The sequence below is a fragment of the Biostraticola tofi genome, from assembly GCF_004343195.1.
Lineage (GTDB): Bacteria > Pseudomonadota > Gammaproteobacteria > Enterobacterales > Enterobacteriaceae > Biostraticola > Biostraticola tofi.
Genome location: NZ_SMCR01000004.1, coordinates 363,351 through 385,468, shown reverse-complemented (window position 1 = coordinate 385,468; position 22,118 = coordinate 363,351). Strand labels below are relative to the sequence as shown.

Genomic DNA, 22,118 nt, shown 5'->3' with positions numbered 1-22,118 from the left:
AGATAATAATGCTAACAATCGGTCAAAATTTTATGTAACCGATTACATGTTTGTGATCTAAATCACACTTCGGCAGTATACGTTTAATTAACATCGCTAATTAATTATTTACATAATAAGGACGGAGGTACTATGAGTACTGCCTCAAAAAGGTCCGGGCATTCCCATGGCCGTATAACCTTTTTTGTTTGTTTTCTGGCCGCGCTGGCCGGATTGCTTTTTGGACTGGATATTGGCGTCATTGCAGGGGCATTGCCTTTCCTGGCAGATGAATTCCAAATCACCTCTCATCAGCAAGAGTGGGTGGTCAGCTCCATGATGTTTGGCGCAGCAGTCGGTGCCGTAGGCGCAGGCTGGATGTCATTTCGCCTGGGCCGTAAATACAGCCTGCTTATCGGGGCAATCTTGTTTGTCGTCGGTTCGCTTTGTTCGGCATTCGCGCCTAATGTTGAATTGCTGATCATTGCCCGGGTGCTGCTCGGTCTGGCAGTCGGTATTGCGTCTTATACCGCCCCGCTTTATCTGTCTGAAATTGCCCCCGAGAAGATCCGCGGCAGCATGATCTCGATGTATCAGCTGATGATAACCATTGGTATCCTGGCCGCTTACTTATCCGATACCGCCTTCAGCTATACCGGCTCGTGGCGCTGGATGCTCGGCATCATTACCATTCCGGCGGTACTGCTTTTCGTCGGCGTGCTGTTTTTGCCGCGCAGTCCGCGCTGGCTAGCTGCCCGTGGTCGCTATCATGAAGCGGAAAAAGTACTTAATATGCTGCGCGGCGGTTCTGAACAGGCCAAAACGGAGCTGGACGAAATCCGCGAGAGTCTGAAAATCAAGCAAAGCGGCTGGGCGCTGTTCAAGAGCAACGGCAACTTCCGTCGTGCAGTCTGGTTGGGTGTGCTGCTGCAGGTGATGCAGCAATTCACCGGTATGAACGTCATTATGTATTACGCGCCGAAAATTTTCGGCATGGCCGGTTTCTCCAGCACCACTGATCAGATGTGGGGTACGGTAATTGTCGGTCTGGTCAACGTATTGGCCACCTTTATCGCTATCGGACTGGTTGACCGCTGGGGTAGGAAACCGACGCTGAAACTGGGCTTCCTGGTGATGGCGGTCGGCATGGGCGTTTTGGGCGCGCTGCTGCATCTGGGTATCGAAACCGACGCCATGAAATACTTCGCCATTGCGATGCTGATGATGTTCATTGTCGGTTTTGCCATGAGCGCCGGCCCACTGATTTGGGTACTGTGTTCTGAAATCCAGCCGCTTAAAGGCCGTGATTTCGGTATTACCGTCTCAACGGCAACCAACTGGATTGCCAACATGATTGTCGGGGCTACCTTCCTGACCATGCTGGACACCCTTGGCAATGCCAATACCTTCTGGGTATACGGCGCGTTAAACATCCTGTTTATCATCCTGACCTTTATGCTTATTCCGGAAACCAAAAATATTTCCCTTGAGCATATCGAACGTAACCTGATGAAAGGCAAACCCCTGCGGGATATCGGCTCACGCTGATATCCACCCGTTAGCAACCGCTGCATTGCCCCGCTGAACAATCAGCGGGGTTTATCCACCGGCTTTCAACTCCGCCAGCTTCCCTCTGCCGCCACCAACAGCCTATCGCCCCGGGAGATCAACTTATCCCCCTCGACGGCTGCCGGTGCTTGCATCGTTGCAGGGAGATGAATTAATGCCCCTCGACGGCTGCCGGTGCTTGCATCGTTACAGGGGCACCGTTAATCTTGGCGCTATGAAACCCGTCCGTATCCCCATCGCCCTTCAGCAAGCCGTAATGCGCTGCCTGCGGAGCAAGCTGCTGCTGGCCGAAACCCACTTTGGCCGCGAGTTTGCCGTGCCGCTGATCAACTACCAGCAGAGAGGCACTTCTGCCGGCACCGCCTGGCTGGAAAAATGGGAGATCCGGCTCAATCCCCTGCTGCTAATCGAAAATCAGCAGATGTTTATCGATGAAGTGGTACCCCACGAGCTGGCTCATCTGCTGGTATACCGGCAATTCGGTCGGGTAGCGCCCCACGGCAGGGAATGGCGCTGGATGATGTCACAGGTACTACACACTTCGCCCAGCCGCACACACAATTTCAGCCTTGACGCGCTGCCGACCAAAACCTGGTCTTATCTGTGCCGTTGCCAGGCCCACTCTCTGACGGTGCGCCGGCATAAACGGGTACAGCGTGGCGAGGCGCAATATCGCTGCCGGCACTGCGGCGAGCTGCTGCGCCCGGCCGAGCGCCAAACGTCTCAATTAAAGGCTTTACCGGAAAGGGATTAGGTGCAGCGTTCCGATTGCCTGGAGCGCTGCAATTCGCTACCCTGCCGTTTTCCTTTATAAAAAAATGAATATGATTCGCAAAACCTTATATTTTATCACCCTCACCTTTCTGCTAGCCTCGAACGTATCCGCCGCCCAGAAGATCAATAACTTTAACCAGGCCAAGGCCGCGGCGGTGAAAATCAACCAGGACGGACCGGGCAGTTTTTACTGCGGCTGCAGCATCAGCTGGCAGGGGAAAAAAGGCACGCCTGATTTAGCCTCATGTGGCTATACCGTGCGAAAAAGCGAGTTGCGTGCGAATCGTATCGAATGGGAACACGTTATGCCGGCATGGGAATTCGGCCACCAGCGGCAGTGCTGGCAACAAGGCGGCCGTAAGGCCTGCGCTAAAGATGCGGGTTACCGTAAAATAGAAACCGATCTGCATAATCTTCAGCCGGCGATCGGTGAAGTTAACGGCGATCGCGGTAACTACCAATTTACGCAGTGGCGTGGCGGCGAAGGACAATATGGCCAGTGTCCGATGAAAGTCGATTTCAAGAATAAGCAGGTGGAACCCCCTGCCCCGGCGCGTGGCGCCATTGCCCGTACCTATTTCTATATGCGTGACCAGTATCAACTGCGTCTGTCCCGCCAGCAGACTCAGCTATTTGAAGTATGGGACCGCCAGTATCCGGTAACCGCCTGGGAGTGCAAACGCAATCTGCGCATCGCGGCAGTACAGGGCAATGCCAATCCCTATATTTCGCAAGCTTGTCAGAGGCAAAAAGGCTGACCTACACTGATACCCCTGGCAGTAACACCGCTGCCGCCTGAAATACAACGAGCCGCAGGCTGATGCCGCGGCAGAGCAACTCACAGGATCCTGAACAATACCGACATGCGAATTCCGCGAATTTATCATCCGGCACCGCTCGCTCAAGGCCAAACCATTGCCTTGAGCGAAGACGCGGCCCACCATCTTCGCGTACTGCGAATGGCGCCAGGTCAGCCGATTGAGCTGTTTGACGGCAGTAACCATATTTATTCCGCCCAACTTGAGGGTCTGGATAAAAAAACCGCCGTTGCCAAGGTCATGGCCGGTGAACTGGCGGACCGCGAGTCGCCGCTGCATCTGCATCTGGGCCAGGTGATGTCGCGGGGTGAAAAAATGGAATTTACCATTCAGAAATCCATTGAATTAGGGGTAAATGTGATTACCCCATTGTTTTCAGAGCGCTGTGGCGTCAAGCTGGAAGGTGAGCGTCTGGCGAAAAAAATACAGCAGTGGCAAAAAATCGCTATTGGCGCCTGCGAGCAGTGTGGACGCAACAGCGTGCCGCTGATCCGTGACGCCATGACGCTTGAAGACTGGTGCGCCGAGCCTGCGGACGGGCTGAAGCTCAATCTGCATCCGCGCGCCCGTCAGAGCATCAATACCCTGGCGCTGCCGGTGGAAAGCATTCGCCTGCTGATAGGGCCGGAAGGCGGCCTGTCGGCACCAGAGATAGACATGACCTCCAGGCAGGGATTTACCGATATCCTGCTGGGGCCCCGCGTTTTGCGCACAGAAACCACAGCTCTCACCGCCATCACCGCATTGCAGGTACGTTTCGGCGATCTGGGGTAAAGGAGATAATAATGATCAAGATAGGCATTGTGATGGACCCGATAGCGTCCATCAATATCAAAAAAGACAGCAGCTTCGCCATGCTGCTCGAGGCCCAACGTCGCGGCTGGCAAATCCACTATATGGAAATGAGTTCCCTTTACCTGCGCGGTGGCGAGGCCAGGGCAGCCACCCGCTTGCTGGCGGTGAAACAGGATTACGACCAATGGTACAGCTTCCATGGCGAGCAGGATATCGAGCTGGGCTCGCTGGATGTTATCCTGATGCGCAAGGATCCGCCGTTCGACACCGAATTTATCTATGCCACCTATATCCTGGAACGCGCCGAAGACCAGGGCACGCTTATCGTCAATAAGCCGCAGAGCCTGCGTGACTGCAATGAAAAACTGTTCACCGCCTGGTTTGCGCACCATACGCCGGATACCCTGGTCAGCCGCAGCGATGCCCATATCCGTGCATTCTGGCAGCAGCATGGCGATATCATCCTCAAGCCGCTCGACGGCATGGGCGGTACCTCCATTTTCCGCGTCAAGCAAGACGATCCCAATCTGTCGGTGATCATTGAAACCCTGACCGGCTACGGCCAGCATTTCTGTATGGCGCAGAATTTCCTGCCGGCAATCAAGGACGGCGACAAGCGCGTGCTGGTGGTCGATGGCGAGCCGGTGCCCTATTGCCTGGCCCGGATACCGAAAAGCGGCGAGACGCGGGGCAACCTGGCGGCCGGCGGCCGCGGCGAAGCCCGTCCACTGACCGACAGCGATTGGAAAATCGCCCGCGACGTGGCGCCGGTGCTTAAGCAAAAAGGCCTGATTTTCGTCGGCCTGGATATTATCGGCGACAAGCTGACTGAAATTAACGTCACCAGCCCTACCTGCATACGCGAGATTGAAGCGGCATTCCCGATTTCAATTACCGGCATGCTGATGGACGCCATTGAAAAGAGGCTCAGCGCCAGCGCCTAGCCCTCAGCGTGGCTGCGGGCTGAATTGGCCCGCAGCGAGTGACATATTCCCGGTTTGCCCTCATACTGAACCTCGCCTCTTTATTAAACTAACATGACCTGCACACTGACAGAATGAATCTACAGCATCACTTTCTTATCGCTATGCCCGCGCTTTCGGACCCGCTGTTCAAGCGCTCGGTTATTTATATCTGCGAGCACAATGATGACGGCGCCATGGGGATCGTCATCAATAAGCCGGTGGAGCAGTTCACCGTTGAATCGGTATTGCATAAATTGAAAATCATGCCTGCCAAACGTGACCCGGCGATCCGCCTGGATAAACCGGTGTTCGCCGGCGGACCGATGGCTGACGATCGCGGTTTCATCCTGCACACGCCGAGGGAAGGGTTTGGATCGAGTATCGAGATTTCGCCAGAGACCATGATAACCACCTCCAAGGATGTACTGGAGACGCTGGGCACCGCCGATCAGCCGCAAGACGTGCTGGTCGCCCTGGGCTACGCCGGCTGGGAGAAAGGCCAGCTGGAGCAGGAGCTGCTGGAAAATGCCTGGCTGACCACCCCTGCCGACAGCGATATCCTGTTCCATACGCCGATAAGCGCCCGCTGGCGCGAGGCGGCCAAAAAGATCGGCATCGATATCCATAATATCGCCAATCAGGCGGGCCACGCATAATGGCCAGCCGCACCATGATGGCCTTTGATTTCGGCACCAAAAGCATCGGCGTGGCGATCGGCCAGGAAGTCACTCGCACCGCCCGCCCGCTGGCGGCCTTCAAGGCGCAGGATGGCACACCGGACTGGTCGCTGATAGAAAAGTTGCTTAAAGAATGGCAACCCAGCCTGCTTATCGTCGGGCTGCCGTTAAATATGGACGGTACCGAACAGCCGCTGACCGCCCGGGCCAGGAAGTTCGCCAATCGGCTTGCGGGACGATTCGGTATTGAGGTGCTGCTGCATGACGAACGCCTCAGCACCGTGGAGGCCAAGGCAGGGCTGTTCGAACACGGCGGCTATCGGGCGCTGCAGAAAGGCCGCATCGATGCCGGCTCGGCCGTGGTGATCCTTGAAAGCTGGTTTGAACAGTCTCCCGGCTGAGTCAGCGGTGAGGTCCCACAGCGCCGAGAGTTGGGTTCCCCGTGTCGTTAACCATCGGTTCGCCGGGCTTGCGGTACGACGCCTTTCGGCACCGCTCAAGGCAAATAAAAAACCTCAAGCAGCTCATCGCTCTTGGGGCTGTGGTCTGCATTGGCCGGCATCACATCGGTCATGTGTTTCCACCAGCGCTGACAGATTTCGGTCTGGGCGACCGCATTCCAGCGAGCTTCGGACTCGATTTCAACCGAGGCAAACAGCAGGTTTCGCTTTTTATCCAGGAAGATCTGGTAATGATGGGCGCCATGGCTCTTTAAGGTCTGCTCAAGCTCCGGCCATATCGGATTATGACGGCGCTGATATTCGTCATGGGCGTCAGGATTGACCTGCATGACAAAGGCTTTTCTGATCATCGTTCTGCTCCTTTACCGGTATGGCGGGCTTGCCGCCGCTGCCTGATGGCAACAGCGGCAACGGGCTATCACAGCGAATTATTCCACGTTCAATGCCGACTCCAGCGGCTTGACGCCAAAGCGTTTGCCCAGGGCAATCAGCTCATCACGGCTGATAGTCTGCCTTTTGCCGCCCATCGAGCGCACCTTGACCATGATTTCGGCTGATTTCTCGGCGGTATCGATAAGACCGAAGGCATCGTCCAGGCTCGGGCCGCTGGCGAAAATACCGTGGAACGGCCACAGTACCAGCGAATGGTGATGCATTTTCTCCGATGTAGCGTTGCCAATGCCGTCGGTGCCGGGCACCATCCAGGGGATAATGCCGACGCCGTCAGGGAACACCACCAGGCATTCGGTACTGCCTTCCCACAGTTCACGGGTGAAATGATCGGTGTCCAGGTCCAGTACAAAACTCAGGGCGATAAGATTGGTCGCATGGCAGTGCATGATAACCCGATCGGCGCCATGGGTAACCTGCTTGCGTACCGCATGAGACTGGAAGTGGGTCGCCAGTTCAGAGGTCGGCAGTCCGCCGGCGCCCAGGCCCCAGAAAATACTGTAGGCGTCGCCCGCGGCATTGACCCGCAGCAGCGCCAGGTTATCGGCCGGCGACAGCTGAACATTCCGGAAGAATTTGCCTGAACCGGTCACCAGGAACCAGGTATCGGCAAGATCAGGAACCGGTTCGCTCAGCTTTTCGGTGCGCGGCTGCAGGGCAAAATCCGCCCGGTAAGGGGCCACATCTTCCGGGGTCAGGCGCAGGCTGACGTTACCGCCATTGCGTTCATCCCAACCCTTAAGCCACATATCGGTGGTCGCCTTGACCATACCCTGGACGAACCAGGAAGTAAGAATAGTTTGCATAACTCGGTGTCCTTTAGCGTGTGCTTAATACGGAATGTTCATACTCGCGAACCGATTGCAGCCACTCGGCGCCGACCGGAACGTCATGTAACTGGCAATATTTGTCCCACACTGCCTGCCAGGGCAGCGATTTTTGTTCTTCCAGCAACGCCAGGCGGGCGGTGTAATCGCCGTCCCTTTCCAACTGACGCAATTGCTCGGTCGGTTCAAGCAGGGCGCGTAGCAGCGCTTTTTTCATATTACGGGTGCCGATAACCCAGGCGGCGATGCGGTTAATCGAGGCATCAAAGAAGTCCAGGCCGATATGAACGCGGTTAAACAACTTCTGGCGCACGATCTCATTGGCGATAGCCTGGGTTTCATCATCCAGCAGCACCACATGATCGCTGTCCCAGCGCACCGGACGGCTGACATGCAGCAGCAGGCGCGGCACATACAGTATGGCGCTGGAAATCTTGTCAGAGATGACTTCGGTCGGATGAAAATGACCGGCATCCAGGCACAGCGCGGTGCCGCGGCTGGTGGCATAGCCCAGATAGAATTCGCTGGAGCCAACGGTGTAACTTTCGGCGCCGATGCCGAACAGCTTGCTTTCTACCGCATCGATATGATGCTTGCTGTCCAGTTTTTCCGAGATTACCGTATCCAGCGCCGCCAGCAGACGCTGACGCGGTGCCAGACGATCAACGGTCAGGTCTTTCATGCCGTCGGGGACCCAGATATTCATTACCGAAGGGGTGCCCAGTTCCTTACCGAAATAAGCGGAGATATGACGGCTAGCCTGGCAGTGCTCAATCCAGAACTGGCGAATATTGTCGTCCGCATGGGACAGGGTAAAACCGTCCGCGCTGAGCGGATGAGAGAAGCAGGTAGGGTTGAAATCCAGGCCCAGCTGATGCTGGCGCGCCCAGCTCACCCATTGGGAGAAATGCTTAGGCTCAATTTCATTACGATCGACTTTACCCTCAGCTTCCAGATAAATCGCGTGCAGGTTCAGACGCTTGGGACCGGGAATCAGCGCAAAAGCCTGTTCCAGGTCGGCCCGCAATTGGCCCGGGTTAGTGGCTTTGCCGGGATAACTGCCGGTTGCCTGGATGCCGCCGGTCAGCGAGCCGCCGGGATTCTCAAAGCCGGCGACATCGTCGCCCTGCCAGCAGTGCATTGATACCGGCAGGGTATCCAATAATTCGAGCGCGCCGTCCACACTGACATCAATGTCCGCATAGCGTTGCTTGGCCAGTTGCCAGGCTTGTTCAAGCGATTGACTCATAATGATACTTCCTCTTGCAATGGGCAGAGCGCTACAAAGCGTTGCCAGTGATTGGCAAAATCGGGATGTGTTTGGGGTGTGTAATGGCGCAGAGGAAAATTCTGCTCCAGCGTCCGGCGCCAGGCGGTGACATCTTCAACCTCACCCAAGGCCATCAGTTGGCAGCCGATGTTGCCAAGGGTCGACGCTTCTACCGGACCGGCGGTAACCGCAACCTGACAGCAGTCGGCGCACAGCTGGTTAAGTAAATGATTCTGACTGCCGCCGCCGACGATATGCAGATGGGTCAGCGGCGAGCCGCTTAGCGATGCCAGTTCCTGCAGCACCTGCCGATAGAGCAACGCCAGACTGTCAAAGATGCAGCGAGCCAGCGCAGCGGTGTCCTGCGGCACCGGTTGTCCATGCTCGCGGCAGGCAGCCCGAATGGCTTCGGTCATTGATGGCGGATTGATAAACCGGTCGTCATTGGGATTGATAAGGCTGGCAAATGCCGGGCGCTCAGCGACGGCGTCCAGCAGGGCCGCCAGGCTGGCGACCTGCTGCTCTTCGCAGACCCGGGTCAGCAACCAGAGCCCCATGATGTTCTTCAGCACGCGAAAACGCCCATTGATGCCGCCTTCATTGGTGATGTTCAGCGCCAGAGCGTTGGCGTCGTTGTACGGCGTTTGGCTCTCAACCCCCATCAGCGACCAGGTGCCGGAGCTGAGATAGGCGCTGGTGGAGGAAAACAGCGGCGCTGCCACCACCGCGCTGGCGGTATCGTGGGTAGCCACGGCAATAACCGGTACCTGCTGGCCGCTGGGGCTCTGCCAGCTACCCAGCCGATTGCCGGGAGCCGAAGGTGTGCCCAGCCACTGACGAGGAATCGCCAGGTAATCGAGCAATGCCTGGTCCCAGTCGCCGGTGGCCAGGTTAAGCAGTTGGGTGGTGCTGGCGTTGGTATATTCCCAGTTCAGCGCGCCGGTCAGCCGATAGTGGAAATAATCAGGGATCATCAGCAGATGGCTGACCTGATCAATGCCGTCAGGCTGGCTGTCGCGCCAGGCTTTCAGCTGATAGAGCGTATTGAAAGGCAGGAACTGGATGCCGGTGTGCCGGTAGATCTTATCCCGACCCAACTGGCTGAGTACGGTCGCCATCACGCCATCGGTTCGATGGTCCCGGTAGGACACCGTGGGCGCCACGCGTTCGCCCTGGCTATCAAGCAGCACGTAATCCACTCCCCAGGTATCGATGCCGAGGCTGTCGATCACGGTGCCTGCGGCATCAAGTCGGGTTATCCCGGCGATAATTTCCTGATAGAGAGCATCCAGATCCCAGCAATCATGCCCATCGCGGGCGACAAAGCCATTGGTAAAGCGATGAATCTCTTCAAGCGTTATCGCTTGCCGGTCCGTATGCCAAGTGGCCAGCATCACTCTTCCGCTGGACGCTCCCAGGTCGATAGCGACAATATTACGCACGGCCATAGTCAGTAATCCCTCTCCATTTCATGGCTCGCAGTGTAGGGACTTACCGCGTTGGCCACCTTCCGGTGGCTGCCACCCCCCTGATGGGGCTGGCAAAATCGTCAAGATGAGCGTGAAACGGATCACAAAACAGAGATCTGCTCGGCGGGGATAGCGTGGGGCGGGCGGCCTGATTGGCTGTGATCCTTGCCTCAATTCTGCATAACAGTCGGCCAATCTTTAAAAAATAACAGCAATGAAACAAATGCAGGTCATTTATTCAAGGCAGCAGCGCTTGCGGCAGCTTTATGATGGGTGCCCGGATTCCTGAGGAGGTGAATAAAATGACGTTACTCTGCGGTGATGATTTTTTTGTCTCTCGAGACGCGACGGTGGCCATTGAACCGCGCCATCCTCAAATCGATTTTCCAGAGCACTATCATGACTTCTGGGAAATCCTGCTGGTGGAAAGCGGATCCGGTATCCATGTTTTCAATGACCAGCCCTATACGCTCAATAGCGGCACCGTGTGTTTTGTGCGGGCAGATGATCGCCATCTTTTTGAAAATGTAGATAATTTAAACCTGATAAACGTGCTCTATCGTTCACCAAGCGACTTTCGCTTTCTAGCGGATATCGGCGGTTTCCTGCCGGCCAACAACCAACCGGACTGGCAGGTGCATTGGCAAATCAACCAGGCCGAAATGCAGCGGGCCAAACAGTTCATCGCCTCGCTGGCAGCCCTTTCTACCGACAACAGTGCTGAAAACATCGCCGCCAGCGAAGGACAATTCCTGCAACTGCTGATTATGCTGCGCCAGGGCTGTTATCAGACCGGCTGTAACGGCAATCGAGAACAGCGGCTGCAGAGCCTGCTGCGCTGGCTGCAGAATAATTTCAGTGAGGAGGTGGACTGGACAGCGCTTGCCGATGAATTTGAATTGCCGCTGCGGACCCTGCACCGCCAGTTGAAGCAGCAGACCGGCATGACCCCCCAGCGCTATCTTAATCGCCTGCGGCTGCTGGAAGCACGTAAACAGCTACAGCAAAGCGATAAAACCATTACCGAAATTGCCCACGCCTGCGGCTTTAGCGACAGCAACCATTTTTCTACCCAGTTCAGACGTGAGTTCACCTGTTCGCCTAAAATGCTGCGCCAGGGCGAAATGAGCCCTGTGATGGGAAAAAATATTCAGTAGTTGTCGCCGGTTTCAATTTTTTTAATGCTCGGCTATGTCACTATCTAATGATGTAACTGCCTGATGAGTATTAACCATGTGCGACCTGAAGCTGCAGACTACCGACTATTTTGTCAGTGACAAAAATGCGGTAATGGTAGCGGACAGACATCCACAGCCGGCCTTTCCACCCCATCGACATGACTTCGACGAACTGGTGATAGTCTGGCGTGGTAATGGGGTGCATATCCTGAACGACGTCCCCTACCCCATTACCTGTGGCGATCTATTCTATGTCAATGCCGAAGACTGCCATAGCTATGAATCGGTTAACGGCCTTGAGCTGGATAACATCCTCTATTGCCGCCAGCGCTTTTCGCTGGCCTGCGACTGGGATGCCCTGCTGCCCGGCAAGCACCATGACCAGTCGGCGCGCTACTGGCGGTTAAGTACGCCGGGCATGACGGCGCTGCGCCAGGAGGTTGACACCCTGGCCGCTGAATGCATGAAAACCGATGACATTTCCCTTCAACTGAGTGAAGCCCAGTTCCTCAGACTTGCCCTGCTGGCAATGCGTTTTCGCCATGCCCCCGACAGTACCGTGCTTTCGGATGCCGAGCAGTTGGATCTGCTGCTGATGGCGCTGAGGGCCAGCATCGCCGCCCCCTTCCGGATGGAGCCATTCTGCCGGCGGCATCAGCTCAATCCCCGCGGCCTGAAACTGCTGTTCAAGCAGCAGACCGGCATGGGGGTAAACCATTATCTGCGCCAGCTGCGCCTTTGCAAGGCGATGGATTTACTGCGCCACGGGCAGGAAACGATCGGGGAGGTGGCGGCACTGTGCGGCTATGAAGACAGTAATTATTTTTCAGTGGTGTTCAATCAGTGTGTCGGCATTTCGCCGCGGCATTATCGCCAGCGGTTTCAGAAGAGCTCTGCCTGACGATAGCGTAACGCTGCAAGCCCGGCGATAGAAGCCTGACGCTGGAAGCCCGGCGTCAGAAGCCCGGCGCTGGCCGGGCTCTGGCCGGGCTGGATAAGCCGGGTAAGCATGGTCTCAGGACGCCATGCCGAGTCCCACCACGTTTGCCGCCAGGATAATCACCAGGCCGCCGAGACAAAGCCGGCTCACCGGTTTTCGGCTGACGCCGACCCACTCTTTAAGCAGCAGTCCAACGATACCGCCGCACAGCACATAGGCGCTCATATGCAGCATCCAACTGACAAAGGAATACTGTGCCGGGATGTTGGCGTGCCCCCAGGCATAGAAGAAAAACTGCAGATACCACATCACGCCGCCGAGAATAGCGAAGCAGGCATTGGCAAACAGTAATGATTTGGCCAGCGAGAAATCGGCCCTGACCGACAGGTCCTTACGGGTCGCCAGACGAATAAAACAATAGGCCAGGTTGATGATAGCGCCGCCGCCCATGATCACCACATAACTGGGCAGGGCCACATACAGCGGACTGATGCCTAAACCAGCGGCGGCCTGGTGCATCGGTATCGCCGCATCCATGGCGAATGACATACCGGCGGAAAAAATGCCGCAAAACACCGCCAGCACCAGTCCTTTCTTTAAATTGAATTCTTCGGTGCGGATGCCCATTTCCCTTTCTTTCAGCAAGCCGGCATAGCTGACGATGCCGACGCCTACCAGCGCAATGAACACGCCCAGCAGAGTGATTTGTCCACCGGTGGTGCTGGTAAGCACCGAGAATTTCCCCTGAATGATCGGCGTCATCAGCGTACCGACGATCAGGGTAATACCGATGGCAATACCGATACCCATCGACATTCCCAGATAGCGCATGGTCAAACCATAATTAATATTGCCGATGCCCCACATAGCGCCAAATAAAAATATCGGTGTTAATGTGGATAAAGAAAACGAGGAATAATAAGCGCCAAAATCCGGCAGTAATATCCAGCTCACCGTCCATGGCAAAATTATCCATGAAAATAATCCCGCCAAGGACCACATGGTCTCCCAGCTCCAGTTCCGGACCTTCTTCAGCGGCGCATAAAAGCAGGCGGCACTGGCCGCTCCGACAAAATGCCACAGTATCCCCAACACGATTGAACTGCCCATGAACGTGCTCCTGCCATTATTGTTTGATTTCCGCCGCGCCCTGGAGCGTGGAGGGATAGATAATAATCGGATTAATATTCAGTGCGGCTGACAGTGTAGGAACCGGCGGTCAGTTATTCCTTCTAATGGCTGCCAATATTCATCCAGCGATGGCAATAAACGCATGTTAACAGTGAGCGTAATCACAAAACGGCGTTATTCCGTGGTTAATATTTTTCTTTGGAAATATATATAAATAATGAAACGTGATTTCATTATTTATATATATTTAGTTCACATTTATATATATTCAACGCCAGACAAGCCTATAGCAGCAATATCGCAGCCGTTGCTGCCATGACGGCTACTCGTCCGAGGGTATGCATTTTCAGGCTAGCTGCGCAAAACACCTATCGCCCTCGCCCAATTCAGGTTACCACAGCACCTGTAATCGGGCCGGCGACTCACCGCTTATCAACGCCATGGTCATCTGGGCAATCTGCTTGCCCACCTGTTCCTTGGTGGCCTGAATTATCGGCGTCACTTCGCAGGGTATCAGGCTATGAGCGGGCAGGCCGTCATAGGCTATCAGGGCCACTTTTTGCAGCAGCCCGGCGTCCATCCCGGCTGGAGATACTGGACTTGCCTGAAGCGCTGCAACAGGCCAGAAGCCATACCATGAAGCATTATCCGGCCTGGTTCTCCGAGGAAGTAGCCCTCAGCGGCGAGTGGCTGGAAAATGTCGGGATTGCGTTGCCGATACTGGATCCTGAATCGGCCATCCTGCTGCGGTTCAGCCGCCAGTCGTAACGTCGTTAAAAAAAGCTCGCTACGGGCCGCCGCCAACCGCAACACCCTGAGAAGCCGTCTGCGCCCGTTCTGGCCCAGACGGCCTGTTTCATTGTCCCGGGTTTCCATGGGTTAATCCCGCCAGCAAATGGCTTTTCCCTTCACGGATAAGATTGCGTACCGCCGGCGTCGCCACCATCAATTCAAATTCCCCGCAGCGCCCGCCTTCCGGGCGGCCGACCAGTTTTTGCGACATGACCGCCAACAGCCCCGCCGCCACCTGGCTGCGGACAAATGCCGGCTCCCTGGCGCCCGCCCCTTCAATAAGCCGGTCCACGGCCTGGGCTGGATGATCGGCATGCAGCGTGGCCAGCACCAGATGGCCGGTCTCGGCGGCGTTAAGGGCCAGGCGTATCGTCTGGCCATCACGGAGCTCGCCCAGCATGATAACATCCGGATCTTCGCGCAATGCGCCATGGATCCCGACGCGAAAATCGGTACAGTGGCGGCCAATTTCACGCTGCTGAACCAGGCATCGTCCCGGCCGATGGAGGTGTTCGATAGGGTCTTCCAGCGTGATAATATGCGCCTGCCGATGCTGGTTGAGGTCATCGATCATGGCCGCCAAAGAGCTGGATTTACCGCTGCCGGCCGGCCCGGTCACCAGCATCAGGCCCCGCATCGGCGCCAGCAGTTGCCCGACCGCCGAGGGGACGCCCAGCTGCGCCAGCGACTGGCAGTGCTGGCGGATAAGGCGAAAGCTGGCCGACATGCCGAAATGCTGCATGAAAAAATGCGCCCGGAGCCGGCTGCCGTCCTCGAAGGCAATGGCGCAATCAGCCTGGCCGCTGCGGATAAGGCTTCGATTTCCTGGGCGTCCCAGGTAATGCAATGCACAGCCGGTGATAAAAGCCGGCGCCACCGGCGGCTGATATTCCAGCGGTCTTATCAGGCCATCAGTGCGGATATTAGGAACCTGCCCCGGACAAAGGTGCAGATCAGAAGCATTATGCTTTACACTAAGGGCCACAATTTCACCCAGATTCATATGACCTCCTGAAACCATGAGTACTATCGAGAAAAATTTACACCGGGTAGGCGAGCAAATCTCAGCGGCAGCATTACTGTGCGGCCGCTCTCCACAAGAAATCACCTTGCTTGCGGTAAGCAAAACCAAACCGGTAACCGCTATCGAACAGGCAATGGCGGCCGGGCAGTGGGCATTCGGTGAGAACTATGTACAGGAAGGGGTCGAGAAAATTCAGTATTTTTGCCAACAGGCGCTGGCGCATGACCTGTCATGGCACTTTATCGGCCCGCTCCAGTCCAACAAGAGCCGGCTGGTGGCCGAAAACTTCAGTTGGCTACACACCCTGGATCGCCCGCAGCTGGCTCAACGCCTTAACAGCCAGCGTCCGGCCGGCCTCGGGCCGCTGAATGTGCTGATCCAAATCAATATCAGCGGTGAAGCCAGCAAGGCAGGGATCCTGCCCGACCAGTTGCCGGCACTGGCAGCCCTGGTGGCCGAGTTGCCGCATCTTAATTTGCGCGGCCTGATGGCTATTCCGGCTCCCCAGCATTGCTATGAAGCGCAGTTGGCGGTGTTTGCCGAGATGACCGGCCTGTTTACCCAGTTGCGCGAACAGTACCCGTCCGCCGATACCTTATCGATGGGCATGAGTGACGATATGCCGGCGGCCATCGCTGCCGGCAGTACGCTGGTACGAATTGGTACCGCGATTTTTGGCGCTCGCGACTATGCCGCGAGTACAGACTGATTAACGACAGGATTTTTATGCAGCAGCGCAAAATAACGTTTATCGGTGCCGGTAACATGGCACAGGCAATTGTCGCCGGGCTGGTATCCTCCGGCTACCCGGCCAGCCTGATTACCGTCTGTGCACCGTCGGAACACCATCGGGCGGCGCTGGCAGCCCGCTACGGCGTCAATCACCATGGCGATAACGCCGCCGGCGCCCATGACGCCGACGTTATCGTATTGGCGGTGAAACCGCAGCTTATGGCCGAGGTTTGCCGCCAGCTGGCCGCCACCGTCGATTTTTCAGGCAAACTGGTGCTTTCCATTGCGGCAGGTGTTAACGTGAGCCGGTTTTATGCCCTGCTGGGTGAAAACCTGGCTATCGTCCGTATCATGCCTAACACCCCGTCACTGGTTGGAAAAGGCCTTAGCGGTCTGTTTGCGCCGTCGGGCGTAAGCGAATCGGACCGGGCCTTTAGCGCTGATTTAATGTGTGCAGTCGGCAAAATATGCTGGGTCGAGGATGAAAGCGGCATTAACGGCGTTATCGCCGCCGCCGGCAGCGCGCCTGCCTATTTCTTCCTGTTCATGGACGCCATGCAGCAGCAGGCGGTCAGCATGGGATTTGATGAGCCAACGGCGCGCATGATGGTGCTGCAGGCCGCCAGCGGCGCAGCGGCACTGGCTGAAGCCAACCCGGACCAGCCGTTTTCAGTGCTGCGCCAGAATGTCACCTCCAAAGGCGGCACTACGGCAGCGGCGCTGCAGGTGTTTGAACAACAACAACTGAACCACACTATTGCTGAAGCCATGCAGGCCGCCGTGGCCCGGGCTGAAGAAATGGAAAAATCATTCTGATAACCGGTCAGGTTGTCACGCTTTTTAACGCTATTAAGGACACGACCCGCTTATGCTGACGTTGACGTTTCTGGTCAAGACGCTGATTGATTTATACATCATGGTGCTGCTGCTGAGGATCTGGATGCAGTGGACCCGCTGTGACTTTTATAATCCATTTTCACAGTTTATCGTGAAGGTGACGCAGCCGATCATCGGCCCGCTGCGGCGCATCATCCCCTCGGTAGGGCCTGTCGACACCGCTTCCCTGCTGCTGGCCTATATTCTGGCGACCCTCAAATATCCGCTGCTGATGCTGATACAGGTCGGCGTGCTGGCCCTGGACCCGATGAACCTGCTGGTGGGCCTGCTGACCCTGCTGAAGGCGACGGGAGAAGTGGTGTTCTGGGTTATCATCATACGCTCGCTGATGAGCTGGATAAGCCAGGGCCGCAGCCCGATGGATCAGGTGCTGATGCAGCTCAGCGAACCGCTGATGGCGCCGATTCGCCGTATATTGCCGGCGATGGGCGGCATTGATTTTTCAGCGATGATCGTCATTCTGGTGCTGTATATGCTCAATTACTTGGGCATGGATCTGTTTCCGGGGCTCTGGTACCTGCTGTGAGTTGCGTTATACAGCAGGCCGACGGGCTGGTGCTTAAGCTTTATATCCAGCCCAAGGCCAGCCGTGACCAGATAGTCGGCATCCATGGCGACGAAGTCAAAGTCGCCATTACCGCGCCGCCGGTTGATGGTCAGGCCAACAGCCACCTCACCCGCTTTCTGGCAAAGCAGTTTGGCGTTGCCAAGAGCCGTATTACCATTGAAAAAGGGGAACTGGGCCGCCATAAGCAGCTCAGGATAACCCAGCCTCAGCGCATCCCTGAGATCATTGCCGAGCAATTGAATCAGTAGCGCGATTGTTTACCTGTTTGCGGATTAACACTATGGAAAAATGCGTACTGGCGACCGGTAACCCGGGTAAAGTCGGCGAACTGGCCGGTTTGCTGGCGGAATTCGGCTTCGATATTATCGCCCAGACTGATCTGGGCGTGGACAATGCCGAAGAGACCGGGCTGACATTTATCGAGAACGCCATCCTCAAGGCCCGCCATGCCGCCAGACAGACTGGATTACCGGCTATCGCTGATGATTCCGGACTGGCAGTCGACGCGCTGGGCGGCGCGCCGGGCATTTATTCCGCGCGCTATGCCGGCCTGGATGCCAGCGATCAGCAGAATCTGGACCAGCTGCTGGCCGCGCTGGAGGATGTGCCGGACGCCCAGCGCGGCGCCAGTTTTCATTGCGTACTGGTGTATATGCGCCATGCCGATGACCCTACGCCGCTGGTCTGCCACGGCAGCTGGCGGGGCGTTATCAGCCGCAGCGCAGCGGGCGATGGCGGCTTCGGTTACGATCCGATATTTGTCTTGCCTGAGCTTGGCTGCTCGGCGGCCCAGCTGACCAAGGCGCATAAAAGCCGCATTTCCCATCGCGGACAGGCGCTCACACTGCTACTGGAAGCATTGCGTAATGCGTAGGCTTCCTCCTCTCAGTCTGTATATCCATATTCCGTGGTGCGTGCAGAAGTGCCCCTACTGCGATTTCAATTCCCACGCGTTGAAAGGCGAGGTGCCTCATGAAGAATACGTCAGGCACCTGCTGGCGGATCTTGATGACTCGATGGCGCTGGTGGCAGGGCGCGAGGTCAGCAGCCTGTTTATCGGCGGCGGTACACCCAGCCTGCTGAGCGCCGAAGCGATGCAGTCGCTGCTTGATGGCGTCAGGCAGCGGCTGACCCTCAGTGCTGACGCGGAAATTACCATGGAGGCCAATCCCGGCACCGTCGAGGCCGACCGTTTTCGCGGCTACCAGCAGGCAGGCATTAACCGCATTTCCATCGGCGTACAGAGCTTTGATGCCGAGAAACTGCAGCGTCTGGGCCGGATCCACGGAGCAGATGAAGCCCGCCGGGCGGCCAGGCTTGCCCAAGGGCTGGGGCTGCGTAGCTTCAATCTCGATTTAATGCATGGCTTGCCGAATCAGTCCCCCGAGCAGGCGCTGGACGATCTGCGATCGGCAATCGAACTTGAACCCCCGCATCTGTCCTGGTATCAACTGACCATCGAGCCCAACACGCTGTTTGCCTCGAAACCGCCGGTGTTGCCGGACGACGATGCCTTATGGGATATCTATCAGTTGGGGCATCAGTTGCTCAGCCAGGCCGGCTATCAGCAATACGAGACCTCGGCTTATGCCAAAGCTGGCTATCAGTGCCAACATAATCTCAACTACTGGCGCTTTGGCGATTACCTGGGCATCGGCTGCGGCGCCCATGGCAAAATGACCGCCGAAAACGGCGAGGTAATCCGTACCGTCAAGGTCCGCCATCCTCGGGGTTATATGCAGGGGAATTATCTGGATAAAAAGTATCAGGTCGCCGCTGACGACCTGCCGTTCGAGTTCTTTATGAACCGCTTCCGGCTGTTTGAGGCCACCCCGCGCGAGCAGTTCCAAGCGTTTACCGGGCTTGCTGAAAGCACCGTGCGCCAGGCCCTGGACCAGGCGCTGGCCGACGGCTATCTCACCGAAAGCGCAACGCACTGGCAGACCACCCGCAAGGGGCAGCTGTTTCTTAATCCGCTGCTGGAACTGTTCATGTGAGCATGTCCCCTACTTTAAAGACTGCAGCAGGGTGCTGCGCTGTGTCTCAAGCTGAGTGACTTTCTGACAGACCTGATGGCCAAACTGCTCAAAATCCTGTTCCTGATTATTCCATTCAGTCTGGATAGCCTGCTGCAGGGTGCCGAGATTGCCCATCATCGCCTGCAGCGGGTTATTGCCTGACAGATTGACCGACTGCTTGACGCCCATTTCATTCAGGCTGTCCTGCACCACCCCGCCCATGCTCTGCTGGACGATACGCCGGCCATCCTGCTCTACCTGGCTGATGGCCTGGTGATGAAATGCCAGACCCTCGCTGCGATGCTCCAGGATACGGTTCATCTGCTGTTTGAGCTGCTGGTTCAAAGTTGTGAGCCGGTTGCGGACATTGCTGTCGCTGCCAAGCTGTTTGACTATCACCCGGTCCAGGGACAAACGTCCCTGCTCCAGACGCTGACTGGCGCCTTCATCAATCCAGGGCAGATCCCGGCGCAATGCAGCCTGGTAATCCTGGGCCTGGCGCTGCTGGGCAGCGCTGAGGCTCAGGGTCTGGCCGTTGCGGACCACTGCGCCATCCGGCCGGATAGTCACATCACCGCTGGCGCCCACCACGCGCACGTTCTGCGCACTGATAAAGATATCGTCCTGCGGTTTAACCTGGCACTGATACTCGGCCTGAGCCTGCCATGCGGTCAACATCAATAAACCCAGCACTGCTTTGCGCAACATACACTCTCCCGATGATTAATGACCGCACCTTCCCGGTGGCGGCAAACATTGCGTAGGCCGCCGGATAAGTATGGTTGGTTGTTACCATCAGACCACTTTTTCGAACATTAAATCCCAAACGCCGTGACCTAATCGCTGTCCACGCTGTTCAAACTTGGTCAGCGGCCGGAATTCAGGCCGTGGAACATAGTCCTGGGTGGCTGATTGATTGCGATAGCCTGCGACACTGCTCATCACCTCCAGCATATGTTCGGCATACGGCTGCCAGTCGGTGGCCATATGGAAAACACCGCCGGTCTGCAGCTTGCGCTGCACCAGCTCGGCAAACGGCACCTGGATAATGCGGCGCTTGTTATGGCGGGCCTTATGCCAGGGATCAGGGAAGAACAGCTGCACCAGCGCCAGGCTGCCGTCCGGGATCATCAGGTCCAGCACTTCGACCGCATCGTGGCACATCACCCGCAGATTGCTGATGCCGGCCTCATGGGCGCTGGACAGACAGGCCCCTACCCCCGGCAGATGCACCTCGATACCGAGGAAATTATGCTCCGGATGGGCAGCCGCCATGGTCACCAGCGATGCGCCCATGCCAAAGCCGATTTCCAGCGTAACCGGCGCTTCGCGGCCAAACAGGGAGGGCAGAGAGACCGGCGCGGGCTGATATTCAGCGCCCATCTCCGGCCAAAGGGTGTCAAGTGCGTGCTGCTGTCCTTTGGTCAGGCGACCCTGGCGACGGACAAAACTGCGGATACGACGCAGCGGGCGCCCTTGTTCATCGAATTCCGGGGAGATGACGTTATTACTCATAGTTATGTTTGGTCTGCGCAATATGATGGGCCAACGCGCATTATCCAAAGATGGGGGGGATAAGCAAGGGCGCAGAGGGGGAAAGTTCCTGTTTACAGCCCGCACACTCTGTGCTGGAATCGCTGCCTGAGGCGATGGAGCCGATTCTCAATGATCACCTGCTGGAGTGTAATAGCCTTCTCATGATGCAAGCGCAACCTTTCGCGCAACAAGTCCTGGACTGGTACCAGCGCTTTGGCCGCAAAACCCTGCCCTGGCAGAGTGACAAGACCCCGTATAAAGTCTGGTTGTCGGAAGTGATGCTGCAACAGACCCAGGTAGCGACCGTTATCCCCTACTTTCAGCGCTTTATGGCGGCATTCCCCACCGTCGCCAGCCTGGGGGCGGCACCGCTGGATGAAGTGCTGCATCTGTGGACCGGCCTGGGCTACTATGCCCGCGGCCGTAACCTGCACCAGGCGGCGCAGATCGTCGTTGAACGCCATGGCGGCGTATTTCCGCAAACCTTTGCTGAGATCATCGCCCTGCCGGGTATCGGCCGCTCCACCGCCGGCGCGATTTTATCCCTGGCCCTGGAACAGCATTACCCGATCCTGGACGGCAACGTGAAGCGGGTTCTGGCGCGCTGCTATGCGGTTGACGGCTGGCCGGCCAAAAAAGAGGTCGAAAGCCGCCTGTGGTCGTTGGCTGAATCGGTCACGCCGGCCCAGGGCGTAGCCCAGTTCAACCAGGCGATGATGGACTTGGGCGCCATGGTCTGCACCCGATCCAAACCCAAATGCGAACTCTGCCCGCTGAATACCGGTTGTGAAGCTTATGCAACCCACAGCTGGGCGCGCTATCCGGGCAAAAAGCCTAAACAGGTACTGCCGGAAAAGACCGCCTGGTTCCTGTTGCTCGAGCAGAATCAACAGATCTGGCTGGAGCAACGCCCCCCGGTTGGCTTATGGGGTGGATTATTTTGCTTTCCGCAGTTTTCGCAACGTGAAGATCTTGAACTATGGTTAAAGACCCACGGTCTCAACATCGAGCAATGTGAACAGATGACCTCATTCAGGCATGCCTTCAGTCACTTTCACCTGGACATTGTTCCCATGCACCTCAACGCCAGCGCCCACAAGCGCTGCATGGATGAAGGGGCCGGACTCTGGTATAACTTAGCCCAGCCGCCGTCCGTCGGACTGGCCGCACCGGTCGGTCGCCTATTGCTGCAGGTGCGCGATCCCTTGCACGCCTTAACCCAACATGCTGCAAACCAAGAGGAATAAT

The 22,118-nt window shown here is 56.8% G+C and carries 27 protein-coding genes; 17 read left to right on the top strand and 10 right to left on the bottom strand.

Going from position 1 to position 22,118, the window contains the following annotated elements; translation table 11 throughout:
• The first annotated feature begins 132 nt into the window (after positions 1-132).
• The 7 genes from EDC52_RS11645 (at position 133) to ruvX (ending at position 5,978) form a co-directional block, all read left to right on the top strand.
• Positions 133-1,527 carry a sugar porter family MFS transporter gene (locus EDC52_RS11645; protein WP_131865484.1) on the top strand — a complete coding sequence of 465 codons (1,395 nt, stop codon included), beginning with the start codon at positions 133-135 and terminating at the stop codon, positions 1,525-1,527.
• A 235-nt stretch (positions 1,528-1,762) separates the two neighbouring features.
• Positions 1,763-2,302, top strand: coding sequence for a SprT family zinc-dependent metalloprotease (locus tag EDC52_RS11640; protein WP_131865483.1), 540 nt, complete (start codon positions 1,763-1,765; stop codon positions 2,300-2,302).
• A gap of 70 nt (positions 2,303-2,372) precedes the next feature.
• The gene (gene endA, locus EDC52_RS11635; RefSeq protein ID WP_131865482.1) at positions 2,373-3,080 is read left to right on the top strand and encodes a deoxyribonuclease I; all 708 of its coding nucleotides are present in this window, start codon (positions 2,373-2,375) and stop codon (positions 3,078-3,080) included.
• A 105-nt stretch (positions 3,081-3,185) separates the two neighbouring features.
• On the top strand, positions 3,186-3,914 hold the full coding sequence (gene rsmE, locus EDC52_RS11630) for a 16S rRNA (uracil(1498)-N(3))-methyltransferase (RefSeq protein ID WP_131865481.1): 729 nt from the start codon (positions 3,186-3,188) through the stop codon (positions 3,912-3,914).
• Positions 3,915-3,925: 11 nt separating this feature from the next.
• Complete coding sequence (gene gshB, locus EDC52_RS11625; protein ID WP_131865480.1) at positions 3,926-4,879, top strand: glutathione synthase; 954 nt, start codon at positions 3,926-3,928, stop codon at positions 4,877-4,879.
• A gap of 113 nt (positions 4,880-4,992) precedes the next feature.
• Entirely contained in the window at positions 4,993-5,556 is a 564-nt protein-coding gene (locus EDC52_RS11620; RefSeq protein ID WP_131865479.1) for a YqgE/AlgH family protein, read from the top strand.
• On the top strand, positions 5,556-5,978 hold the full coding sequence (gene ruvX, locus EDC52_RS11615; RefSeq protein WP_131865478.1) for a Holliday junction resolvase RuvX: 423 nt from the start codon (positions 5,556-5,558) through the stop codon (positions 5,976-5,978). Before EDC52_RS11620 ends, ruvX begins: the two co-directional genes overlap by 1 nt.
• Positions 5,979-6,073: 95 nt before the next feature.
• Here ruvX and rhaM read toward each other — a convergent pair whose 3' ends face one another.
• The 4 genes from rhaM to rhaB all read right to left on the bottom strand — a co-directional run bounded on the left by rhaM (position 6,074) and on the right by rhaB (position 10,033).
• A complete protein-coding gene (gene rhaM / locus EDC52_RS11610) occupies positions 6,074-6,388 on the bottom strand; it encodes an L-rhamnose mutarotase (protein ID WP_131865477.1) in 315 nt (104 codons plus the stop codon).
• A 78-nt stretch (positions 6,389-6,466) separates the two neighbouring features.
• Entirely contained in the window at positions 6,467-7,294 is an 828-nt protein-coding gene (gene rhaD / locus EDC52_RS11605; RefSeq protein WP_131865476.1) for a rhamnulose-1-phosphate aldolase, read from the bottom strand.
• 13 nt (positions 7,295-7,307) lie between these two features.
• Complete coding sequence (locus tag EDC52_RS11600) at positions 7,308-8,564, bottom strand: L-rhamnose isomerase (protein ID WP_131865475.1); 1,257 nt, start codon at positions 8,562-8,564, stop codon at positions 7,308-7,310.
• Positions 8,561-10,033: a rhamnulokinase gene (rhaB, locus tag EDC52_RS11595; protein ID WP_131865474.1), complete on the bottom strand. Its 1,473-nt coding sequence runs from the start codon at positions 10,031-10,033 to the stop codon at positions 8,561-8,563. Before rhaB ends, EDC52_RS11600 begins: the two co-directional genes overlap by 4 nt.
• 323 nt (positions 10,034-10,356) lie before the next feature.
• On the opposite strand from rhaB, the gene rhaS reads away from it, so the two are divergent.
• Together rhaS and rhaR are read left to right on the top strand one after the other, a co-directional pair.
• The gene (rhaS, locus tag EDC52_RS11590) at positions 10,357-11,211 is read left to right on the top strand and encodes an HTH-type transcriptional activator RhaS (RefSeq protein WP_131865473.1); all 855 of its coding nucleotides are present in this window, start codon (positions 10,357-10,359) and stop codon (positions 11,209-11,211) included.
• Positions 11,212-11,287: 76 nt separating this feature from the next.
• On the top strand, positions 11,288-12,133 hold the full coding sequence (gene rhaR, locus EDC52_RS11585) for an HTH-type transcriptional activator RhaR (protein ID WP_131865472.1): 846 nt from the start codon (positions 11,288-11,290) through the stop codon (positions 12,131-12,133).
• On the opposite strand, the gene EDC52_RS20265 is transcribed toward rhaR, so the two are convergent.
• The 3 genes from EDC52_RS20265 to EDC52_RS11575 all read right to left on the bottom strand — a co-directional run bounded on the left by EDC52_RS20265 (position 12,115) and on the right by EDC52_RS11575 (position 13,883).
• The gene (locus tag EDC52_RS20265) at positions 12,115-12,243 is read right to left on the bottom strand and encodes a hypothetical protein (RefSeq protein WP_268990351.1); all 129 of its coding nucleotides are present in this window, start codon (positions 12,241-12,243) and stop codon (positions 12,115-12,117) included. The genes rhaR and EDC52_RS20265 overlap by 19 nt on opposite strands.
• Positions 12,244-12,247: 4 nt before the next feature.
• Complete coding sequence (gene rhaT / locus EDC52_RS11580) at positions 12,248-13,282, bottom strand: L-rhamnose/proton symporter RhaT (RefSeq protein ID WP_131865471.1); 1,035 nt, start codon at positions 13,280-13,282, stop codon at positions 12,248-12,250.
• Positions 13,283-13,694: 412 nt separating this feature from the next.
• On the bottom strand, positions 13,695-13,883 hold the full coding sequence (locus EDC52_RS11575) for a type 1 periplasmic-binding domain-containing protein (protein WP_131865470.1): 189 nt from the start codon (positions 13,881-13,883) through the stop codon (positions 13,695-13,697).
• Between the two features lie 20 nt (positions 13,884-13,903).
• Between EDC52_RS11575 and EDC52_RS19880 the strand changes: the two genes are divergently transcribed.
• The gene (locus EDC52_RS19880) at positions 13,904-14,071 is read left to right on the top strand and encodes a hypothetical protein (RefSeq protein ID WP_165911703.1); all 168 of its coding nucleotides are present in this window, start codon (positions 13,904-13,906) and stop codon (positions 14,069-14,071) included.
• A gap of 88 nt (positions 14,072-14,159) precedes the next feature.
• On the opposite strand, the gene EDC52_RS11570 is transcribed toward EDC52_RS19880, so the two are convergent.
• Positions 14,160-15,098, bottom strand: a complete 939-nt coding sequence (locus EDC52_RS11570) for a type IV pilus twitching motility protein PilT (RefSeq protein WP_165911702.1) — start codon at positions 15,096-15,098, stop codon at positions 14,160-14,162.
• A gap of 16 nt (positions 15,099-15,114) precedes the next feature.
• Between EDC52_RS11570 and EDC52_RS11565 the strand changes: the two genes are divergently transcribed.
• From EDC52_RS11565 to hemW, 6 genes are read left to right on the top strand one after another with little or no spacing between them, the layout of a single operon-like run.
• A complete protein-coding gene (locus EDC52_RS11565) occupies positions 15,115-15,828 on the top strand; it encodes a YggS family pyridoxal phosphate-dependent enzyme (RefSeq protein ID WP_131865468.1) in 714 nt (237 codons plus the stop codon).
• Positions 15,829-15,845: 17 nt separating this feature from the next.
• Positions 15,846-16,667, top strand: coding sequence for a pyrroline-5-carboxylate reductase (gene proC / locus EDC52_RS11560; RefSeq protein WP_131865467.1), 822 nt, complete (start codon positions 15,846-15,848; stop codon positions 16,665-16,667).
• Between the two features lie 52 nt (positions 16,668-16,719).
• On the top strand, positions 16,720-17,274 hold the full coding sequence (locus EDC52_RS11555) for a YggT family protein (protein ID WP_131865466.1): 555 nt from the start codon (positions 16,720-16,722) through the stop codon (positions 17,272-17,274).
• Positions 17,271-17,564: a DUF167 family protein YggU gene (yggU, locus tag EDC52_RS11550; protein WP_131865465.1), complete on the top strand. Its 294-nt coding sequence runs from the start codon at positions 17,271-17,273 to the stop codon at positions 17,562-17,564. The genes EDC52_RS11555 and yggU overlap by 4 nt, the downstream gene beginning before the upstream one ends.
• Positions 17,565-17,596: 32 nt before the next feature.
• On the top strand, positions 17,597-18,190 hold the full coding sequence (rdgB, locus tag EDC52_RS11545) for an RdgB/HAM1 family non-canonical purine NTP pyrophosphatase (RefSeq protein ID WP_131865464.1): 594 nt from the start codon (positions 17,597-17,599) through the stop codon (positions 18,188-18,190).
• Positions 18,183-19,313, top strand: coding sequence for a radical SAM family heme chaperone HemW (gene hemW / locus EDC52_RS11540; protein ID WP_131865463.1), 1,131 nt, complete (start codon positions 18,183-18,185; stop codon positions 19,311-19,313). The genes rdgB and hemW overlap by 8 nt, the downstream gene beginning before the upstream one ends.
• 9 nt (positions 19,314-19,322) lie before the next feature.
• Here hemW and EDC52_RS11535 read toward each other — a convergent pair whose 3' ends face one another.
• Both EDC52_RS11535 and trmB read right to left on the bottom strand, forming a co-directional pair.
• Positions 19,323-20,042, bottom strand: a complete 720-nt coding sequence (locus EDC52_RS11535; protein WP_131865462.1) for a YggN family protein — start codon at positions 20,040-20,042, stop codon at positions 19,323-19,325.
• Between the two features lie 87 nt (positions 20,043-20,129).
• Positions 20,130-20,849, bottom strand: a complete 720-nt coding sequence (gene trmB / locus EDC52_RS11530) for a tRNA (guanosine(46)-N7)-methyltransferase TrmB (RefSeq protein ID WP_131865461.1) — start codon at positions 20,847-20,849, stop codon at positions 20,130-20,132.
• A gap of 182 nt (positions 20,850-21,031) precedes the next feature.
• Between trmB and mutY the strand changes: the two genes are divergently transcribed.
• Positions 21,032-22,117, top strand: coding sequence for an A/G-specific adenine glycosylase (mutY, locus tag EDC52_RS11525; RefSeq protein ID WP_131865515.1), 1,086 nt, complete (start codon positions 21,032-21,034; stop codon positions 22,115-22,117).
• The last annotated feature ends 1 nt before the right edge of the window (position 22,118 follow it).

What these genes read in the sequence shown, in the direction of transcription:
- EDC52_RS11645 (WP_131865484.1), top strand. Translation starts at nt 133, where the DNA reads ATGAGTACTGCCTCAAAAAGGTCCGGGCATTCCCATGGCCGTATAACC.
- EDC52_RS11640 (WP_131865483.1), top strand. Translation starts at nt 1,763, where the DNA reads ATGAAACCCGTCCGTATCCCCATCGCCCTTCAGCAAGCCGTAATGCGC.
- endA (WP_131865482.1), top strand. Translation starts at nt 2,373, where the DNA reads ATGATTCGCAAAACCTTATATTTTATCACCCTCACCTTTCTGCTAGCC.
- rsmE (WP_131865481.1), top strand. Translation starts at nt 3,186, where the DNA reads ATGCGAATTCCGCGAATTTATCATCCGGCACCGCTCGCTCAAGGCCAA.
- gshB (WP_131865480.1), top strand. Translation starts at nt 3,926, where the DNA reads ATGATCAAGATAGGCATTGTGATGGACCCGATAGCGTCCATCAATATC.
- EDC52_RS11620 (WP_131865479.1), top strand. Translation starts at nt 4,993, where the DNA reads ATGAATCTACAGCATCACTTTCTTATCGCTATGCCCGCGCTTTCGGAC.
- ruvX (WP_131865478.1), top strand. Translation starts at nt 5,556, where the DNA reads ATGGCCAGCCGCACCATGATGGCCTTTGATTTCGGCACCAAAAGCATC.
- rhaM (WP_131865477.1), bottom strand. Translation starts at nt 6,388, where the DNA reads ATGATCAGAAAAGCCTTTGTCATGCAGGTCAATCCTGACGCCCATGAC.
- rhaD (WP_131865476.1), bottom strand. Translation starts at nt 7,294, where the DNA reads ATGCAAACTATTCTTACTTCCTGGTTCGTCCAGGGTATGGTCAAGGCG.
- EDC52_RS11600 (WP_131865475.1), bottom strand. Translation starts at nt 8,564, where the DNA reads ATGAGTCAATCGCTTGAACAAGCCTGGCAACTGGCCAAGCAACGCTAT.
- rhaB (WP_131865474.1), bottom strand. Translation starts at nt 10,033, where the DNA reads ATGGCCGTGCGTAATATTGTCGCTATCGACCTGGGAGCGTCCAGCGGA.
- rhaS (WP_131865473.1), top strand. Translation starts at nt 10,357, where the DNA reads ATGACGTTACTCTGCGGTGATGATTTTTTTGTCTCTCGAGACGCGACG.
- rhaR (WP_131865472.1), top strand. Translation starts at nt 11,288, where the DNA reads ATGTGCGACCTGAAGCTGCAGACTACCGACTATTTTGTCAGTGACAAA.
- EDC52_RS20265 (WP_268990351.1), bottom strand. Translation starts at nt 12,243, where the DNA reads ATGCTTACCCGGCTTATCCAGCCCGGCCAGAGCCCGGCCAGCGCCGGG.
- rhaT (WP_131865471.1), bottom strand. Translation starts at nt 13,282, where the DNA reads ATGGGCAGTTCAATCGTGTTGGGGATACTGTGGCATTTTGTCGGAGCG.
- EDC52_RS11575 (WP_131865470.1), bottom strand. Translation starts at nt 13,883, where the DNA reads ATGGACGCCGGGCTGCTGCAAAAAGTGGCCCTGATAGCCTATGACGGC.
- EDC52_RS11570 (WP_165911702.1), bottom strand. Translation starts at nt 15,098, where the DNA reads ATGAATCTGGGTGAAATTGTGGCCCTTAGTGTAAAGCATAATGCTTCT.
- EDC52_RS11565 (WP_131865468.1), top strand. Translation starts at nt 15,115, where the DNA reads ATGAGTACTATCGAGAAAAATTTACACCGGGTAGGCGAGCAAATCTCA.
- proC (WP_131865467.1), top strand. Translation starts at nt 15,846, where the DNA reads ATGCAGCAGCGCAAAATAACGTTTATCGGTGCCGGTAACATGGCACAG.
- EDC52_RS11555 (WP_131865466.1), top strand. Translation starts at nt 16,720, where the DNA reads ATGCTGACGTTGACGTTTCTGGTCAAGACGCTGATTGATTTATACATC.
- rdgB (WP_131865464.1), top strand. Translation starts at nt 17,597, where the DNA reads ATGGAAAAATGCGTACTGGCGACCGGTAACCCGGGTAAAGTCGGCGAA.
- hemW (WP_131865463.1), top strand. Translation starts at nt 18,183, where the DNA reads ATGCGTAGGCTTCCTCCTCTCAGTCTGTATATCCATATTCCGTGGTGC.
- EDC52_RS11535 (WP_131865462.1), bottom strand. Translation starts at nt 20,042, where the DNA reads ATGTTGCGCAAAGCAGTGCTGGGTTTATTGATGTTGACCGCATGGCAG.
- trmB (WP_131865461.1), bottom strand. Translation starts at nt 20,849, where the DNA reads ATGAGTAATAACGTCATCTCCCCGGAATTCGATGAACAAGGGCGCCCG.
- mutY (WP_131865515.1), top strand. Translation starts at nt 21,032, where the DNA reads ATGATGCAAGCGCAACCTTTCGCGCAACAAGTCCTGGACTGGTACCAG.